Raw genomic sequence first — 15862 nt, 5'->3', positions numbered from 1 at the left:
GGCGGTAGGCACAGGGTTTGCCCAGCCAGCAGAAAGTAACCCGCCAGGTAAACACTGCCGAAGTTCAGCAGCCAGCGCCGCGGCAGTGGCCAGGGCCGGGGCGGAGATGAGGGAGGAGTCTCTGGCTTAGCGGTCATTGCCTTCCGGTACGGGTTCCTTGGCGGGAGCGTTTCCGCGCTGCTCCCTGTTCCAGACTTGCCCTACACTGCCCGCATGACCCAGACCCCTGCCCAGTTTGACGCTGTCGTCTATCCTGCCGCCCGGCTCAGCGGCACCGTACAGGCCCAGCCCAGCAAAAATTACACCACCCGTTTTCTGCTGGCGGCAGCCTTGGCAGAAGGGGAGAGCGTGGTACGCGGCGTGGCGGCCAGCGAAGATGCCGACGCCTTGATTCGTTCGCTGCGGGCCTGGGGAGCCCAGATTGTGCTGGACGGTCCAGACGCCCACGTCACCGGATTTGGCGCTCGGCCCCGTCCGGACACCCGTCTGGAGGTGGGTAACGCCGGCGCGGTGGCCCGCTTCTTGCTGGCCGTCGCCGCCCTGACAGATGGCACCGAGGTCGTGACTGACTCGCCGCACTCGCTGGGGCAGCGGCCTATGGGTGACTTGCTGGACGCCTTGCGTGGGCTGGGGCTAGAGGTCCGTAGCGCGGAAGGTGGCCGCTTGCCGGTCACGGTCAGGGGCGGGCCGGTGCCGGGCGGGGCCGTCACGGTCAGTGCCGAGCGGTCCAGCCAGTTTCTTTCGGGCCTGCTGTTTGCTGCGCCGCTGCTCCCTGCAGGGCTGGATATCACGGTCACCGGGCACATCAAAAGCGAGCCGCCCATCCGCCAGACCCTGGACACCCTACGCCGCTTCGGCATTCAGCTGGACGCCTCGGACGATCTGCGCCGCATTCGGGTAGCGGGCGTTCAGACGTACTGGGCGGGCAAATATGTGGTGCCCGGCGACTATCCCGGCAGTGCCGCGCTGCTGGTGGCCGGGGCGACGCTGCCCGGTGAGGTGCGCGTGACCGGCCTGGACCCCCAAGACTTGCAAGGAGAGCGGGCTGTGGTTGGGGTGCTGCGGCAAATGGGGGCCGATATCTCCCAGGACGCGGTAGGCGTGACGGTGCGAGGTGGGCGGCCCCTCCAGGCGGTCACACTGGATGGCGACCATTTCACCGACGCCATTCAGGTGATGTGTGCCGCTGCTGCCCGCGCCGAGGGCTGCACCACCTGGGAAAATGTGGCGACCCTGCGCCTCAAGGAGTGTGACCGCATCAGCGACACGCGGGCCGAGCTGCTGACGCTGGGGCTACAGGCCGAAGAAACTGCCGACTCGCTGACCGTGTGCGGAGGGGCGGTACGTGGAAACGTCCAGGTAGACGGCCACGGCGACCACCGCATGATCATGCTGCTCAGCTTGCTGGCCCTGCGGGCGGACAGCCCGGTCCGTGTGACCGGCGCACACCACATCCGCAAAAGTTACCCGGAGTTTTTCGCACATCTGCGGGCACTGGGAGCGCAGGTAGAGCTGCTGGCTTACTAGCGAGGCAAAGAAGCAGAGCGGCGAACCTTACACAAGTCCACCGCTCTGTTCCGATATTTATCCGCTATTTCTTGCGCTTAGAGGGCTTTTTGCCCATGCCGCCCAGATCGGTGCGCTCCTTGGCATCGCGCATAAAGGAGCGCAGCTTGGCCTCGAACTGTGGGCTCTGACGGCCAATGGCGCGGGGACGCGGCACCTCCTCAGGCTCCTCCAACAGTTCCTTGATCGAAAGGTCGAGGCGGCCACGCTCGTCGCGGCCAAGTACCTTGACCTCAACGTTTTCGCCTTCACGCACATGATCGTGGATGTTGCGCACGAACGAGTGGGCGATCTGGGAGATGTGGACCAGGCCGGTTTCGCCGTTTTCAAACTGCACAAACGCTCCGAAATCGGTCACGCGGGTGATACGGCCTTCAATAACTGCGCCGGGGTCAAGCTGCACTAAGGGTGCCCTCCTGAAATTGCATGCGCCCATGCTACTACACATCTTCTGTTTGGGTCAGCTGCTACAGTTGGATCATTCCCCAATTCACTGCTTTTCGGAGGTCTGACCATGTCTATTCCCCCACAGTTCCGTGCCCTTCAGGCCACCCGGTTGGCCTCTGCCCAGCGCACTCAGGGGCACGCTGTCGAGTCTGTCCTGCTGGGCCCTGACGACCTGCCGCCCGGCGACGTTACTGTCCGGGTAACCCATTCCAGCCTCAACTACAAAGATGGCCTGGCCCTCCAGGGCCGCCCCGGCATCCTCAAAACATTTCCCATCGTGCCCGGCATTGACCTGGCCGGTGAGGTGGTCGAAGGTTCTGGCGAAGGCTTTGGTCCCGGCAGTCAGGTGGTTGTGACCGGCTGGGGCATCGGAGAAAATACGAGTGGCGGGTACGCCGAGTATGCCCGCGTGCAGTCCGGCTGGGTCGAGCCACTTCCGCCCGGCACCGACGCTGCCTGGGCCATGGCGGTGGGTACAGCAGGCTTTACGGCCATGCTGGCGGTACTGGCTCTGGAGCGTCACACCCTGTACGGCCCAGTGCTGGACGGCCCAGTCCTGGTCACCGGGGCCACTGGGGGCGTGGGCAGTGTGGCTGTAGCACTGCTGGCCGCCGCTGGTCACGAGGTCCACGCCAGCACCGGCAAGATGCAGGAGGAAGCCTACTTGCGTGAGCTGGGAGCCCGAGTGGTGCTGCACCGCGACGAGGTCAGTGGCCTGAACCGTCCGCTGGAATCTGAGCGCTGGGCGGCGGCCATTGACACGGTGGGGGGCAGTACGCTGAGTGGGGTCATGTCGGCGCTGCGGCGGCAAGGGGCTGTGGCGGTGTGCGGTCTGGCGGGGAGTGCCGAGCTGACCGCCACCGTCTTCCCGCTGATTCTGCGCGGGGTCAGCCTACTGGGCATTGACTCGGTGGCCTGTCCGCGCCCGCTGCGCCGCGAAGCCTGGCAGCGCCTGGCCCGCGACCTCCCCGCCGAGCGCCTGGCTCCCATGACCCAGACCTACACCCTGGACGACCTGCCCCGGCTGTCGCGCCGCATTCTAGAGGGCGAACTGCGCGGGCGCAGTGTGATTGAGGTGGCGCGGCCCTGAACATCTGCGCCTGTGCTGCCAGCTGTAGCTGCCCACCAGCAGCGCCCCCAGTTTTGAGGGACTAAGGCCACTCACTGCAGAACTCCCGCTTAGCGGGGTACGGCCCCTTCCAAGAACACGGCCAGGAGTGATTCTCCGGCAGCTTCCCGCCCCGGATGGGCTGGCCCGGACACCAGCGGGTACAGGATCCCCATCAGGGCGCGGGTCAAGTCGGCGGGGGAGAGGTCACGGCGCAGTTCGCCGCGCTCCATCGCTTCCCCAATCATTTGTCCCAGGCCGCCCAGCCAAACCCGGCGGTAGTGGTTCTCGAAGTCGGCGCGGCGCTCAGGAGCCACGTGTTTGAGCTCGCCCGCCAGTTGCAAGCCCACCCAGTAATCCGGACTCTGAGCCAGCAAGCTTCCAACCAGACTCCGCAGCTGAGCACGCAGGTCGGGCTGCTGGCCCATTTGCTTGATGATGCTTTCCAGGTCGCCCACCGAGTCTTCCAAAATTGCCACGAACAGTGTTTCCTTGTCAGCGTAATGGTGGTAAAGGGCGGGCTTGGTCACGCCGACTGCCAGCGCCACTTCACGCATGGACACACCGTGATAGCCGCGTGAGACGAACAATTTGCCGGCCTCAGACAAGATGCGCTGGCGGGTATCTGTGATTTTGGGTACGGGCGGGACGGTGGGGCGTGCAGAACTCACGCTGCCCATCATAGCGGGCCGTGAGCGCCGTCACGGCCCAGGCTGCCTGGCACTGTTAGGCTAAGGCGCGATGACTGCGCCCACCTCTCTTTCTCCCAGCGCTGCTGGCACCCGCGTGCTGTGTGCCATGTCAGGCGGCGTGGACTCGTCGGTGACGGCTGCGCTGCTCAAGGACCAGGGCTACAGCGTGGTAGGGGCCATGATGCGCTTTTGGCCCGACGACAAGCGCACCGAAACTTTCGATTCGTGCTGCTCGCCCGACGCTGCCTATGAAGCCCGCCGCGTGGCCGAGCAGGTGGGCGTGCCCTTTTATCTGCTGGACTACCGCGAGCAGTTCCAGCGGCATATCGTTGAGCCGTTTATTGACGAGTACGCCCGTGGCCGCACGCCCAACCCCTGCGTGAACTGCAACACCAAGGTCAAGTTCGACGAACTGGTCAAGAAGGCCAAGATGCTGGGCTGTCAGTATGTCGCCACTGGGCACTACGTAAAGCGCATAGAAAATGAGCGCGGCGAGGTGGAATTCTGGCGCGGTGACGATCCCCGCAAGGACCAGACCTACTTCCTGTGGGGCACGCCCCGCGAGGCGCTGCCGTACATCCTGTTTCCGGTGGGCGAACTGGAAAAGCCCCGCGTGCGTGAAATCGCCGCCGAGCGCGGCCTGCTGACGGCCCAAAAGCCTGAAAGCCAGAACATCTGCTTCGTACCTGGCAAGGTGCAGGACTTTGTGGCAGAGCATCTGCCGCAGGTGCGCGGCCAGATTCGGGAAATCCGCACAGGCGAGGTGGTGGGCGAGCACCTGGGCACGCAGTTCTACACCCTGGGCCAGAAAAAGGGCCTGGGCCTGTTCCAGACCCACCGGGTGCGCCATGTGGTTCATCTGGACCCGGACACCCAGACCGTGTGGGTCGGCGACTACGAGGACTGCCTCTGGGATGAGCTGAGCGCTTCGCAGGCCAACTACCTCACAGACCTGTCCGAGCTGCCCCAGCGTTTGCAGGTGCAGGTGCGCTACCGCACGGCCCCAGTCGGCGCGACGGTGCTGCACGCGGATGAGCACGGATTTCGCCTGCGCTTTGATGAGCCGCAGTTTGCCGTGGCTCCCGGCCAGAGCGCTGTGCTGTATGACGGCCCCCGGTTACTGGGGGGTGGCCTGATTGACGACCATACCCGTCCACTCCCGGCCCTGTCCGGCCATGAGTGACAGGGGGCAGGGTGGTGGCGGCCCGGCGACCTCTCCCACAGCATTTTGGTGCTAGTCTGAAGTGTCTGACCCGAAGGTCAATACCAAGCCGGTGCACCCTAGCGGTGCATCTATGCTGAAGGGGGCAGCTCCGCCGAGAAGCTCCCCTTTGGTAGAGCGAGGAGGAAAGCGAATGTACAAGGGAACAGAAGGTCAGTGGGCCTTTTTTCTGCACCGCCTGTCTGGTCTGGCGATTTTGGCCTATTTCCTGCTGCACGTGATCAGTATCAGCCTGATTATTTTTGGCGAAGAAGCCTATATGCGGGTTCACCACCTGTATGACCTGTGGCCCTTCCGCATCGGCCTGATTTTTGTGACGGCTGGTGTGGCCTATCACGCCTTTAATGGCCTGCGCATCATGGCGATGGACTTTACCGGCAAGGGCGTGGCCTATCAGCGTCAGAGCTGGTACGCCGTGCTGGCGATTACCGCCCTGATTACTCTCTACACGCTGTTCAAGAATATCCCGCGCATCATGGGAGGCTACTGATGACCCGCGCCCGTACCTTGATGGACGCCCGCGCCCAATCCCACAGCAACGCCGAGCTGAACTGGTGGATTTTTATGCGGGTCAGTGGCCTGATTCTGATTTTCCTGGTGTTGGGTCACATCTACATGACCTTTATTCAGGTGTCCGACTCCGACGCCACCTACCACGCCGTGGTCGCCAAGCTGAGCAACCCTGCGTGGAAGCTGTATGACTGGCTGATCCTGACCTTGACCATGCTGCACGGCATGAACGGCGCACGTTACGTGATGGAGGATTACATCCGCTCCAACCCCAACCGGGCCTGGGTCAAGATGGTGGTCTTTTCGGTGGCGGCCCTGATCTATGCGCTGGGCACCGTGGGCCTGTTCTCTATCTGAGAAGGCCTAAGGCCCCAATTTTCACACTCTAAAAGTCTGTCTATTCAAAGGAAGTGACAATGCATCATCGTTATGACGTGGTCGTGGTAGGAGCCGGTGGCGCTGGCCTGATGGCTGCTCTGTACGCCGCCAAAGGCAACGTGTCTGTGGCCTGTGTCTCCAAGCTGTACCCCACCCGCTCTCACACCGGCGCGGCTCAGGGCGGCATCGGTGCCTCTTTGGGCAACGTGGGCGAAGACCACTGGGAATGGCACATGTTCGACACCATCAAGGGTGGCGACTACCTGACCGACCAGGACGCCGCCGAGGTGTTCTCCAAGGACATCGTGGACGCCGTGATCGAGCTGGAGCACATGGGCCTGCCCTTCTCCCGCGAGGCGGACGGCACCATCGCCCAGCGCAAGTTCGGCGGTCACACCCGCGAGTTTGGCAAGGCCGCCGTGGAGCGTGCCTGCTACGCCAAGGACCGCACCGGCCACATGATTCTGCAGACCCTGTACCAGCAGAACGTCAAAAACGGCACCACCTTCTACAACGAGTTCCATGTCTTCGACCTGCTGATCGAAGATGGGCGCTGCACGGGCGTGGTGGCTTACGACCTGGCAACGGGCGAGCTGCACACCTTCCACGCCAAAGCTGTGATTCTGGCAGCGGGTGGCTATGGCCGCGTGTTCAAGATCACTTCCAACGCCTTTACCCTGACCGGCGACCTGATGAGCATCTACTACCGCAAGGGGCTGCCGCTGGAAGACATGGAGTTCTACCAGTTCCACCCCACCGGCCTGAGCAAGCTGGGTATTCTGGTGACCGAAGGTATTCGCGGTGAGGGCGGCATTCTGCGCAACGTGAACGAAGAGCGCTTTATGGAGCGCTACGCCCCCACCATCAAGGACCTTGCGCCCCGCGACATCGTGGCCCGCAGCATGATCACCGAGATCCGCGAAGGCCGTGGCGTGGGCCCCGATAAGGACGCCATTTACATTGACTTGACCCACCTGCCGCGTGAAACCGTGGAAGGCAAGCTGGCCGAAATCACCGACCTGGCCCGTACCTATCTGGGCCTTGATCCTCTCAAGGACATGGTGCTGGTGCAGCCCACCGCCCACTACGCGATGGGTGGCATCCCCACCGACATTGACGGTCAGTGCCTCAGTGACGGCGCGGGCGGCAAGATTGAGGGTCTGTACGCTGCTGGTGAGCAGGCCTGCGTGTCTCTGCACGGGGCCAACCGTCTGGGCACCAACTCGCTGGGTGACCTGGTGGTGTTTGGTCGCCGCGCTGGCATCTCGGCGGCCAAATATGCGCGTCAGGCCGAGTATGGCCGCCTCTCCGAAGACCCCGAGGCCGAAACCCGCGAGATGCTGGCCGGGCTCCGCAGCAACAGCGGCAAAGACAACCCCGCCGACATCCGCAAAGTGCTGCAAGAAACCATGATGAATAACGTGGGTATCTTCCGCAACGGCCCCGACATGGAAAAGCAGGTCGAGATCATCAAGGAGCTCAAGGAGCGCTACAAGAATGTGGGCGTGGCCGATGTGAGCGCCAAGTTCAATGGTGACCTGATTGACGCCGTAGAGCTGGGCTTCCTGCTTGACTGTGCCGAGGCCATGACCGCTTCCGCTGTGAACCGCACCGAGTCGCGCGGCGCCCACGAGCGTGAGGACTACACCGAGCGCGACGACAAGAACTGGCTGAAGCACACCATGGCCTACAAAGACCTGAACAACGAAGGCAACGTGCTGATCGGCTACAAGCCGGTTGCACTCAAGGGCTACACCCGCGCCTTTGAACCCAAGGCCCGCGTCTACTAAGGCGGGAGGAGAACTATGAACATTACGGTCAAGATTCTGCGTTTCGATCCTGAACAGGACAAGAAGCAGCACTGGGAAAATTACGCTCTGGAAGTGGCACCGACCGACCGCGTGCTGGACATCCTGCACCAGGTCAAGTGGTTCCAGGACACCACCCTCAACTTCCGCCGCTCCTGCGGGCACGGCATTTGCGGCAGCGACGCCATGCTGATCAATGGCCGCAACCGCCTGGCCTGCAAGACGCTGGCCCGTGATGTGGTCAAAGAAGGTGGCACTCTCTCGGTGGAGCCTATTCGCGGCCTGAAGGTGGTCAAGGACCTCGTGGTGGACATGGAGCCGTTCTTCGACTCCTACAAGGCCATCATGCCGTTCTTCGTGAACGAGTCGCCGGCTCCCGCCCGCGAGCGCCTGCAATCGCCTGAGCATGCCGAGCTGATGGCGCACTCCAGCAACTGCATCCTGTGTGCGTGCTGCACCACCTCTTGCCCCATCTTCTGGGCCAACGGCAGCTACCTCGGCCCGGCTTCTATCGTGCAGGCCCACCGCTTCATCTTTGACAGCCGTGACGAAGCCACCCAGCAGCGTCTGGGCCTGATGAACCAGAACACCGGCGTATGGCGCTGCCGCACCGCCTACAACTGCACCGAAGCCTGCCCCCGCGAAATCCCGATTACCGAACTGATTGAACAGGTCAAGCGCTCGGTGATGTACGGTCAAGCCTGAGCTACGACTCAAATACTCAAAGCCCCTCTGCTATGGAGGGGCTTTTTTGTGACTGTGTGTGTTCTATGACCGAGCGTACTACTGAGGTCTGACTTCGCCGGTCACCTGCACCACGTCATGCACTTCTAGCTTGTTGGGGCCGCTGAACGCTTCTTTGGGCAGGCTGCCCGACTTGGCATGTCCCTGGCGGAAAGCGTCGGAACGGGTCCAGGCCTCGAACGATTCGCGGTCCCGCCAAAAGGTCAGCACCACAAAAGGATCGCCTTCGGCGGTTGGGCGCAGCACCTGATTGGCGATAAAGCCGTCCATACCGTCTACCAGACCGGCGCGGTCCTGAAAGCGGGCTTCAAATTGGTCGTGGTAACTGGGATGAACAAAAATACGGTTGGCAACGGTAATCATTTCAGGCCTCCTGAATCTGGGCAGAAGCGATGTCCTGCTCGGCGTAGCGGTGAATAAAGTCCACCTGGGTTCCGGTTTCGATGGCCCCGGGCCGCGCCGCTCTGACTCGGCTGATGGCGGTCTCCGCGTCTAGGCCCATACGCACCAGCACGCAGGCGGCCAGCGTCCCGGCGCGGCCCAGCCCACCCCGGCAATGCAGCACCACATGTTGTCCGTCCAGCAGCCCTCCTAGCACGTGCTGCACTGTTTCCTCGAACGCCTGTGCGTTGTGTGGGGCGCAGCGGTCCGGCACCGGGCAGGTCAGGACCGTGATGTCCTGTGCCGCTGCTTGCTCGGCGTAATCGGTGATGCCCAGCAATTCGTATTCGGGCGGCTCTAGCAAGGAAACCAGCAGCGTCATACCCTGAGCGCGCAGTGTGCCGAAATCCTCGGCCAAGTCGCGGTCATGCTGCACGCCCGGTTGCAGCAGGCTGGGGCCTTTTTTGCCGGGAGCGAAGGTCAGCCCCAAGCGCCCCGGCCACAGCGCGGTGGGAATCCAGTCCACCCGGATCGCCCCGCTCATCAGCCGTCCCTCAGCCAGCGGGCAGCGTCCAGGGCGTGGTAGGTGAGAATGGTGTCTGCTCCCGCACGCTTCATGGCCCCCAGGGTTTCCAGCACGGTGCGGCGCTCGTCCATATAGCCCGCCTGCGCCGCCGCTTTGACCAGTGCGTACTCGCCGCTCACGTTGTACGCCACCAGCGGCAGGTCGAACTCGTCACGCACCAAGCGCAGCACGTCCAGATAGGCCAGCGCGGGCTTGACCATCAGGAAGTCGGCTCCCTGCTCTACGTCCAGCCGCGCTTCATGCAGGGCCTCGCGGTAGCCGCCCACTGGATTCATCTGGTAGCTGGCCCGGTCACCCACACTGGGTGCGCTGCCCGCTGCCTCGCGGAAAGGGCCATAGTAGGCACTGGCATATTTGACGGCGTAGCTCATCACCGGAATCTGGGCATGTCCAGCGGCGTCCAGAGCGCTGCGAATGGCCGCAATCTGTCCGTCCATCATGGCGCTGGGAGCGATGATGTCTGCGCCTGCGTCCGCCTGCGACACGGCGGTGCGGGCCAGCAGTTCCAGCGAAGGGTCGTTGTCTACGGTCCACTGGTGGCCGTCCTGCACCAGATGGCCGCAGTGTCCGTGGTCGGTGTACTCGCACAGGCACGTATCGGCAATCACGGCAATCTCCGGTACGGCTGCCTTGATGGCGCGGGTGGCTTGCTGAACCACGCCTTCTGCGGCATAAGCCTGAGTGCCCGTTGCGTCCTTGTGGTCGGGAATACCGAACAAGATAACTGCGGGTATACCCAGGGCGTGTGCCTGCTGCGCCTGCTCTACAGCGCTGGCATAGGTGTGACGCTGGACCCCAGGCATGGTGCGGATCTCGGTCACATCCTGGCCCTCGTGCACAAAAATCGGGTGAATAAAGTCGGCGGAAGAGAGCTGGATTTCCTGCACCATGCGGCGAAGGGCTGGGGTACGGCGAAGTCGGCGGGGCCTGTCTTGCATAAGACTTAGGCTAGCGCAGGCTGCGCCGCTTCGACTGTGGTGTTCAATGTGTGGAGTGAGGCTGGGTGCTCTTATTCACTTCTGCGGCTGCTACACCGTAAAGACCTGCAAGCCTTCTTGCCAGCAGCGGCGCACAGTCCAGTTGCGCACCTGCTCTACCGCGTCCTGTGGGCCCCGCAGCGTCAGCCGTCAGTACAGGCGGCCCACACTCTCACCCCGCTCACGCTCCAACATGATCCCGGCCTCAGCGACTTGCTGTTCCAGTTCAGCCCACCACGCAGCAGGCGGCTGGGCAAGCAAGGTCAGATATTCGGTAATCACCGAGTTTCCCTACTCTATTTATGTTGAAGGCTGCGCGTCCGATGCTGCGGCTTCTAGAAAAGGTCTGACGCGCAGGCTCCGGCGGCTGTCTGGTGGGTCAAGGCGGCCCTGCGCCAGCAGCTGCTCGGCTGCGCCTTCTTCCAAGCGCTCCATCTTGAGCAGGTAGGCCCGCAAGCTGGCCGGGCTGTCAAAGCGGCGGGGGTGAGGGTCGCCCTCGGTCAGCAGGTCCAGCCACAGCATCACAGTTCGCGCAGGTCTTCCATCAGCTGCCAGCCCAGGCCAGCCGGAGTGCCCTGGAGCAGCGGCTCAAGCGCCTGGCTGGCGTCCTGGGCGTCAGCGTGCAGTTGCTCGGCATCTGGACGCTCGTCATAGACGCGCAGCACGGTGAACTGATAAAACACCTGCCCGCTGCTCGGCTCGCCATTGTCAAAAAAGGCGAAGGGCGGGTCGATCTCATCCCACAGGACGTTGGCCTCGTCCAGTTCGCGGGGCAGATAAGCGTCCAGGTCTATGCTCAGCTCACGCGGATGCCAGAGATAACCCTGGAGAAGTCGAATGGCAGCCCGACTGCCTTGGGGTCCAGCTTCGGTGGTCACGCTGTTCACCATAGCGCACTGCTTCCATATTCGCCCGCATACAACTTAAGGCTCCCTAGAAGGTCTGGGCACGGTGGGCAGCTGTGACCTACACTAGAGCTGCACAGGCAGAATTCCTAACTTCTGCCGAAAGGAGATCTATCATGGCTTTTGAACTTCCCCAACTGCCCTACGCTCACGACGCTCTGGAACCTCACATTGACGCCCAGACCATGCAGATTCACCACGGCAAGCACCACCAGGCCTACGTTGACAATGCCAACAAAGCCCTGGAAGGCACCGAGTGGGCCGACAAGGACGTGCTGGACGTGATCCAGAACCTGGACCGCCTGCCCGAAGACAAGAAGGGTGCAGTGCGTAACAACGCTGGTGGCCATGCCAACCACAGCCTGTTCTGGACGGTGTTGGGCGGCGGTCAGGGCGAAGGCAACCAGCCGGGCGGCGAACTGATGGAAGCCATCACCAGTGCTTTCGGTTCTTTTGACGCCTTCAAGGAGAAGTTTGAAGACGCCGCCAAGACCCGTTTCGGCTCCGGCTGGGCCTGGCTGGTTGTGAAGGACGGCAAGCTGGCTGTGGTCAGCACCGCCAACCAGGACAACCCACTGATGGGTGAAGCTGTGTCGGGTACCAGCGGCACTCCAATTCTGGGTGTGGACGTGTGGGAGCACGCCTACTACCTGAACTACCAAAACCGCCGCCCCGATTACCTGAAGGCGTTCTGGAACGTGGTGAACTGGGACGAAGTGGCCCGCCGCTACGCTGAAGCCAAGTAAGACTGGTCCTCTCAGAAGCCGCCCTCCGGGGCGGTTTTTTTGTGGTCAAGCGAGCGTTCAACAAAAAACCCCCGTCATACGGACGGGGGCCAGGGCGCAGCGGCTCAGCTTTGGGTTGGGCGGTCCAGTTCTTCTTCGGGAATCCCTGCGAACTCGCCCCGGCGGGCAGCGCGGCGGTCTTCTTCAGCGTCCTCTGCCACTTGGTATGCCTTGATAATGCGGCCCACCAGTGGGTGACGCACCACGTCCACATCGGTGAATTCGTGCCAGCTGATGCCCTCGATAGGCGACAGGACCCGCTTGGCAATCGCCAGGCCGGACGTGACATGGCGCGGCAGGTCAATCTGGGTCACGTCACCAGTCACAACCACTTTGGAGCTAAAGCCCATGCGGGTCAGGAACATTTTCATCTGCTCGCCCGTGGTGTTCTGCGCCTCGTCCAGAATCACAAAGGCGTCGTTGAGGGTGCGGCCCCGCATGAAGGCCAGCGGAGCTACCTCAATTACGCCACTTTGCAGGTAAGACTCGAACTTTTCCTGGTCCAGCATGTCGTACAGGGCGTCGTACAGCGGACGCAGGTAAGGGTCAATCTTGGCCTGAAGGTCGCCCGGTAGAAAGCCCAGGCGTTCGCCCGCTTCCACTGCCGGGCGGGTCAGAATGATGCGCTTGACCTTTTTGGTCTTGAGCGCCTGGACGGCCATCGCCACAGCCAGATAGGTTTTGCCGGTCCCGGCTGGGCCCACCCCAAAGACAATGTCACTGTTCTCGATTTTTTCGAGGTAGTCCTTTTGGCTGGGGGTCTTGGGCTTAAGGCCGCGTGGCAGGCTCAGGCCCCTGACCTCGGTTTCGGCAGCCAGCGAGCGGCCTTCTCCACTCAGGCGAGCGCTGCGGCGCAGGTGGTCCGGGGTCAGTTCGCCGCCTTTGCGGACCACGTCCAGAGCGTCGCGGACCATTCGCTCGGCCACTTCGACATCGGCGGGCGTGCCGCTGATCTGCACGGTGCCGCCCCGCGCATGTATCTGGGCAGGGGTCAGTTGGCGCATCAGCCGCAGGTTCTCGTCGCCCGTGCCCAGCAGGGCCAGGGCTTCCTCGCGGTGCTCCAGGTCAATTTGGAGGGTGAGCTGTTCGGCGGAAGTGCTGCTCTGGGTGTCCGCCGCAGTGAGATCAGGCCCGGTCAAAAGAGGTCCTGAGCGCTTGTGGGCAGAAAAGGGGAAAACGCAGTTGACATTGCCTGTAGTCTAGGCCACCGGCCAGGGGCTGTCATGGCCCAGCGCACTTTCTGTAGCTTTAGGCTTTGCTCTAGTCTGTAAGGGATGAAACTTGCGATTGTTGGAGCCACCGGAGCCGTAGGGCATGAGCTGCTGAAAGTGCTGGAAGCCAGCCGCCTGCCTATTGACGAGCTGCAACTGTATGCCAGCCCCCGCTCAGCTGGGACGCAGCTGCCGTTCCGTGGTGAGCCGCTCACAGTGCAGGCCATGCCCGAGGGCGCGATTCCTGCCGATGTGATTTTGGCTTCGGCGGGCGGCTCTATCAGCCAGGAGATGGCTCCCAAGTGGGTGGCGGGCGGCTCGCTGGTGATTGACAACTCCAGCGCCTTTCGCTATGACCCCGCCGTGCCACTGGTGGTGCCCGAAGTCAACGGTGCAGCGGCCCTGAAGCACCAGGGCATCATTGCCAATCCCAACTGCACCACAGCCATCGCAGCGGTGGCGGTGTATCCCATCCACCAGCGCTACGGGGTCAAGCGGATGATTGTCAGCACCTATCAGGCCACCTCGGGAGCCGGGCAAAAGGGCATCGAGGAGTTGCAGGAGCAGACCCGTCAGGAGCTGGCTGGGGAGAGCTATACGCCGGCAGCGTTCGCGCATCCCATTGCCTTCAATGTCATTCCGCATATTGACGCTTTTCAGGACAATGGCTACACCAAAGAAGAGATGAAAGTGGCCTGGGAAACCCGCAAGATTTTTGGCGACGAGTCGCTGCTGGTGAGCTGCACGGCGGTGCGGATTCCCACCTTCCGCACCCACGCCGAGGCGATCACGCTGGAGCTGGAGCGTCCGGCTTCCCCGCAGGAGGTCCGCGCGCTGCTGGCCGCTGCGCCCGGCGTGGAAGTGCGCGATGACGTGGAGCAAAAGGTGTACCCCATGCCCCTGACGGCCACCGGCAAGTATGACGTGGAAGTGGGCCGCATTCGTCAGAGCCTGGTCTTTGATGGCGGCATTGAGCTGTTTGTGGCGGGGGACCAACTGCTCAAGGGCGCGGCGCTGAATGCTGTGCAGATTGCCGAATATCTGTATGAACAGGGCGCACTGAAGTAACTCTGAAGTCAGCGGTATTCAGGGAGGCGAGAGCCTCCTCTTTCAACACGCTGTTTTGCAGCGCGAATTACCAATAAAAGCTGAAAGAAGGGAAGATGCCTATAGCTCACCGAGCCCTATCCCTCTACCGCATATCCAAACAGCCACGCCGCCAGCACCACCGTGCCCAGGTCAAAGGCCAGCAAAAAGCCCGCCCAGGACAGGGCCTCATCCGTCCAGCCCCCAGTCAGGAGGACGGAGGTGATGCGCACGGTGGCGATCACCAGCGGGACCAGCAGTGGGAAGGCCAGGGCGGGCAGCAGCGCTTCGCGGGCGCGCAGGTTGACGGTCAGGCTGGCGTAAAAGGTGGTCGCTGCACTCAGGCCGAAGATACCTAGCAACAGCACGCCCAGCAGCCCAGGCCAGGGCAGGGGCTGACCTGCCCCCAGTGCGCCAAACAGCAGCAGGCCAGTGGGCAAGGTCACTGCAGCAATCAGGAGCAGTGGCAGCAGCACGCCCAGCAGTTTGCCCAGGTAGATGGCGGCAGGCGGGGCAGGATAGAGCAGCAACTGCTCCAGCGCGCCCGCTTCCGACTCAGCAGAAAAGGCGCGGCCCGCCGCCACCGCCGAGGCCAGTGTCAGTGCGGTCCACACGGCCCCCGCAGCCAGATTGGCGGTGGCCCCCGCAGAGCGGCCATCCGGAGCGCCCAGCGCGAAGCCCTGGACCAGCAGGACCAGGGCCACATAAAAAGCAGTGGCCAGCAGCGCGTCACGGGTGCGGCCCGCCAGGCGCAGGTCTTTGGCGGCCACCGCCCAGGCCACGTGTAGGGCGCTCATCTGGCAGCCTCGCGCACTTCACGCAGCTGCCCCGCTGCCACATGCAGCTGCCGGGGGGCCAGGCGGGCGGCCAGTTCCGGCTCATGGGCGGCAATGATCAGGGTCGTGCCGCGAGTCGTCAGGTCGCCCAGCAGCTCCAGCACCAGCTCACGCCCAGCCGTATCCAGGTTGGCAAAGGGTTCGTCCACCAGGGTCAGTGGGCGGGCCAGGACCCAGGCCCGGGCCAGGGCCAAGCGCCTGCGCATCCCCGCCGAGAGGAAGCGGGTGCGTCGGTCCTCAGCGTCGGTCAGGTGTACGCGGGCCAGGGCCTCTGATACACCGCTCAGGGGGCGGCTGTGCATCCGCAGGGCAAATTCCAGATTCTCGCGGCAGGTGAGGTCCGGATAAAGCGCCGCGTCTACCGGCATCAGGTGAATCTGCTCGCGTACGGCAGCAGCGTCGCGCAGGTCATAGCCCAGGATGCGCCCCTCGCCCCGCGCCGGACGCAGCGCCGAAGCCAGCAGCCGCAGCAAGCTGGTTTTGCCCGCGCCGTTCGGGCCGAGCAAGGTGACGTGCTCACCCTGTGGAATGTCCAAGTCAATGCCGCGCAGCACCGCTTCACGGCCCAGCCGCAGCCAGACTGCACGCAGTTGCACAGCGTATTCGCCCGTACCCGTCAC

General features: G+C 63.2%; 20 protein-coding genes. 9 read left to right on the top strand and 11 right to left on the bottom strand.

From position 1 onward, the window contains the following. Nucleotides 1-213 precede the first annotated feature (213 nt). Nucleotides 214-1527, top strand: a complete 1314-nt coding sequence (aroA, locus tag IE158_RS05160) for a 3-phosphoshikimate 1-carboxyvinyltransferase (RefSeq protein ID WP_189642600.1) — start codon at nucleotides 214-216, stop codon at nucleotides 1525-1527. A 64-nt stretch (nucleotides 1528-1591) separates the two neighbouring features. Here aroA and IE158_RS05155 read toward each other — a convergent pair whose 3' ends face one another. Then, a complete protein-coding gene (locus IE158_RS05155; protein WP_189642599.1) occupies nucleotides 1592-2002 on the bottom strand; it encodes a S1 RNA-binding domain-containing protein in 411 nt (136 codons plus the stop codon). Nucleotides 2003-2080: 78 nt separating this feature from the next. Here IE158_RS05155 and IE158_RS05150 point away from each other — a divergent pair, with 78 nt between their 5' ends. Continuing rightward, entirely contained in the window at nucleotides 2081-3103 is a 1023-nt protein-coding gene (locus tag IE158_RS05150; protein ID WP_189642598.1) for an MDR family oxidoreductase, read from the top strand. An 89-nt stretch (nucleotides 3104-3192) separates the two neighbouring features. Here the strand turns inward: IE158_RS05150 and IE158_RS05145 are convergent, their stop codons facing one another. Continuing rightward, nucleotides 3193-3792, bottom strand: a complete 600-nt coding sequence (locus tag IE158_RS05145; protein WP_373295826.1) for a TetR/AcrR family transcriptional regulator — start codon at nucleotides 3790-3792, stop codon at nucleotides 3193-3195. Between the two features lie 70 nt (nucleotides 3793-3862). On the opposite strand from IE158_RS05145, the gene mnmA reads away from it, so the two are divergent. The 5 genes from mnmA (at nucleotide 3863) to IE158_RS05120 (ending at nucleotide 8436) form a co-directional block, all read left to right on the top strand. Next, a complete protein-coding gene (gene mnmA, locus IE158_RS05140) occupies nucleotides 3863-4996 on the top strand; it encodes a tRNA 2-thiouridine(34) synthase MnmA (RefSeq protein WP_189642596.1) in 1134 nt (377 codons plus the stop codon). A 172-nt stretch (nucleotides 4997-5168) separates the two neighbouring features. After that, nucleotides 5169-5525 (top strand): succinate dehydrogenase, cytochrome b556 subunit, encoded by a 357-nt coding sequence (sdhC, locus tag IE158_RS05135; RefSeq protein ID WP_189642595.1) that lies wholly within the window; start codon nucleotides 5169-5171, stop codon nucleotides 5523-5525. Then, nucleotides 5525-5902, top strand: a complete 378-nt coding sequence (gene sdhD / locus IE158_RS05130; RefSeq protein ID WP_189642594.1) for a succinate dehydrogenase, hydrophobic membrane anchor protein — start codon at nucleotides 5525-5527, stop codon at nucleotides 5900-5902. Before sdhC ends, sdhD begins: the two co-directional genes overlap by 1 nt. 59 nt (nucleotides 5903-5961) lie before the next feature. Next, a complete protein-coding gene (sdhA, locus tag IE158_RS05125; RefSeq protein WP_189642593.1) occupies nucleotides 5962-7713 on the top strand; it encodes a succinate dehydrogenase flavoprotein subunit in 1752 nt (583 codons plus the stop codon). A 15-nt stretch (nucleotides 7714-7728) separates the two neighbouring features. Beyond that, the gene (locus IE158_RS05120; RefSeq protein WP_189642592.1) at nucleotides 7729-8436 is read left to right on the top strand and encodes a succinate dehydrogenase iron-sulfur subunit; all 708 of its coding nucleotides are present in this window, start codon (nucleotides 7729-7731) and stop codon (nucleotides 8434-8436) included. Between the two features lie 78 nt (nucleotides 8437-8514). Here IE158_RS05120 and IE158_RS05115 read toward each other — a convergent pair whose 3' ends face one another. The 6 genes from IE158_RS05115 to IE158_RS05095 all read right to left on the bottom strand — a co-directional run bounded on the left by IE158_RS05115 (nucleotide 8515) and on the right by IE158_RS05095 (nucleotide 11309). After that, nucleotides 8515-8838, bottom strand: a complete 324-nt coding sequence (locus tag IE158_RS05115; protein ID WP_189642591.1) for an antibiotic biosynthesis monooxygenase family protein — start codon at nucleotides 8836-8838, stop codon at nucleotides 8515-8517. Between the two features lies 1 nt (nucleotide 8839). Next, nucleotides 8840-9400 (bottom strand): cyclin-dependent kinase inhibitor 3 family protein, encoded by a 561-nt coding sequence (locus IE158_RS05110; RefSeq protein WP_189642590.1) that lies wholly within the window; start codon nucleotides 9398-9400, stop codon nucleotides 8840-8842. Continuing rightward, a complete protein-coding gene (gene hemB, locus IE158_RS05105) occupies nucleotides 9400-10380 on the bottom strand; it encodes a porphobilinogen synthase (protein WP_189642589.1) in 981 nt (326 codons plus the stop codon). Before hemB ends, IE158_RS05110 begins: the two co-directional genes overlap by 1 nt. A 189-nt stretch (nucleotides 10381-10569) precedes the next feature. Beyond that, the gene (locus tag IE158_RS13685; RefSeq protein WP_268248060.1) at nucleotides 10570-10701 is read right to left on the bottom strand and encodes a hypothetical protein; all 132 of its coding nucleotides are present in this window, start codon (nucleotides 10699-10701) and stop codon (nucleotides 10570-10572) included. Nucleotides 10702-10719: 18 nt separating this feature from the next. After that, complete coding sequence (locus IE158_RS05100) at nucleotides 10720-10941, bottom strand: hypothetical protein (protein WP_189642645.1); 222 nt, start codon at nucleotides 10939-10941, stop codon at nucleotides 10720-10722. Next, the gene (locus IE158_RS05095) at nucleotides 10941-11309 is read right to left on the bottom strand and encodes a DUF3208 domain-containing protein (RefSeq protein ID WP_189642588.1); all 369 of its coding nucleotides are present in this window, start codon (nucleotides 11307-11309) and stop codon (nucleotides 10941-10943) included. The genes IE158_RS05100 and IE158_RS05095 overlap by 1 nt, the downstream gene beginning before the upstream one ends. A gap of 131 nt (nucleotides 11310-11440) precedes the next feature. Here IE158_RS05095 and sodA point away from each other — a divergent pair, with 131 nt between their 5' ends. After that, complete coding sequence (sodA, locus tag IE158_RS05090; RefSeq protein ID WP_229838907.1) at nucleotides 11441-12070, top strand: superoxide dismutase; 630 nt, start codon at nucleotides 11441-11443, stop codon at nucleotides 12068-12070. A gap of 104 nt (nucleotides 12071-12174) precedes the next feature. Here the strand turns inward: sodA and IE158_RS05085 are convergent, their stop codons facing one another. Beyond that, nucleotides 12175-13179: a PhoH family protein gene (locus IE158_RS05085; protein WP_229838914.1), complete on the bottom strand. Its 1005-nt coding sequence runs from the start codon at nucleotides 13177-13179 to the stop codon at nucleotides 12175-12177. Nucleotides 13180-13383: 204 nt separating this feature from the next. Here IE158_RS05085 and IE158_RS05080 point away from each other — a divergent pair, with 204 nt between their 5' ends. Then, the gene (locus IE158_RS05080) at nucleotides 13384-14388 is read left to right on the top strand and encodes an aspartate-semialdehyde dehydrogenase (protein WP_189642586.1); all 1005 of its coding nucleotides are present in this window, start codon (nucleotides 13384-13386) and stop codon (nucleotides 14386-14388) included. Between the two features lie 116 nt (nucleotides 14389-14504). Here the strand turns inward: IE158_RS05080 and IE158_RS05075 are convergent, their stop codons facing one another. Together IE158_RS05075 and ccmA are read right to left on the bottom strand one after the other, a co-directional pair. Continuing rightward, the gene (locus IE158_RS05075; RefSeq protein ID WP_189642585.1) at nucleotides 14505-15203 is read right to left on the bottom strand and encodes a heme exporter protein CcmB; all 699 of its coding nucleotides are present in this window, start codon (nucleotides 15201-15203) and stop codon (nucleotides 14505-14507) included. Next, a complete protein-coding gene (ccmA, locus tag IE158_RS05070; RefSeq protein ID WP_189642584.1) occupies nucleotides 15200-15862 on the bottom strand; it encodes a heme ABC exporter ATP-binding protein CcmA in 663 nt (220 codons plus the stop codon). The genes IE158_RS05075 and ccmA overlap by 4 nt, the downstream gene beginning before the upstream one ends.

Origin of the sequence: Deinococcus piscis (assembly GCF_014653275.1) — a bacterium.
Classification (GTDB): domain Bacteria; phylum Deinococcota; class Deinococci; order Deinococcales; family Deinococcaceae; genus Deinococcus; species Deinococcus piscis.
The sequence above is the reverse complement of the archived record's forward strand: the minus strand, read 5'-3'. Positions and strand labels throughout refer to the sequence as shown.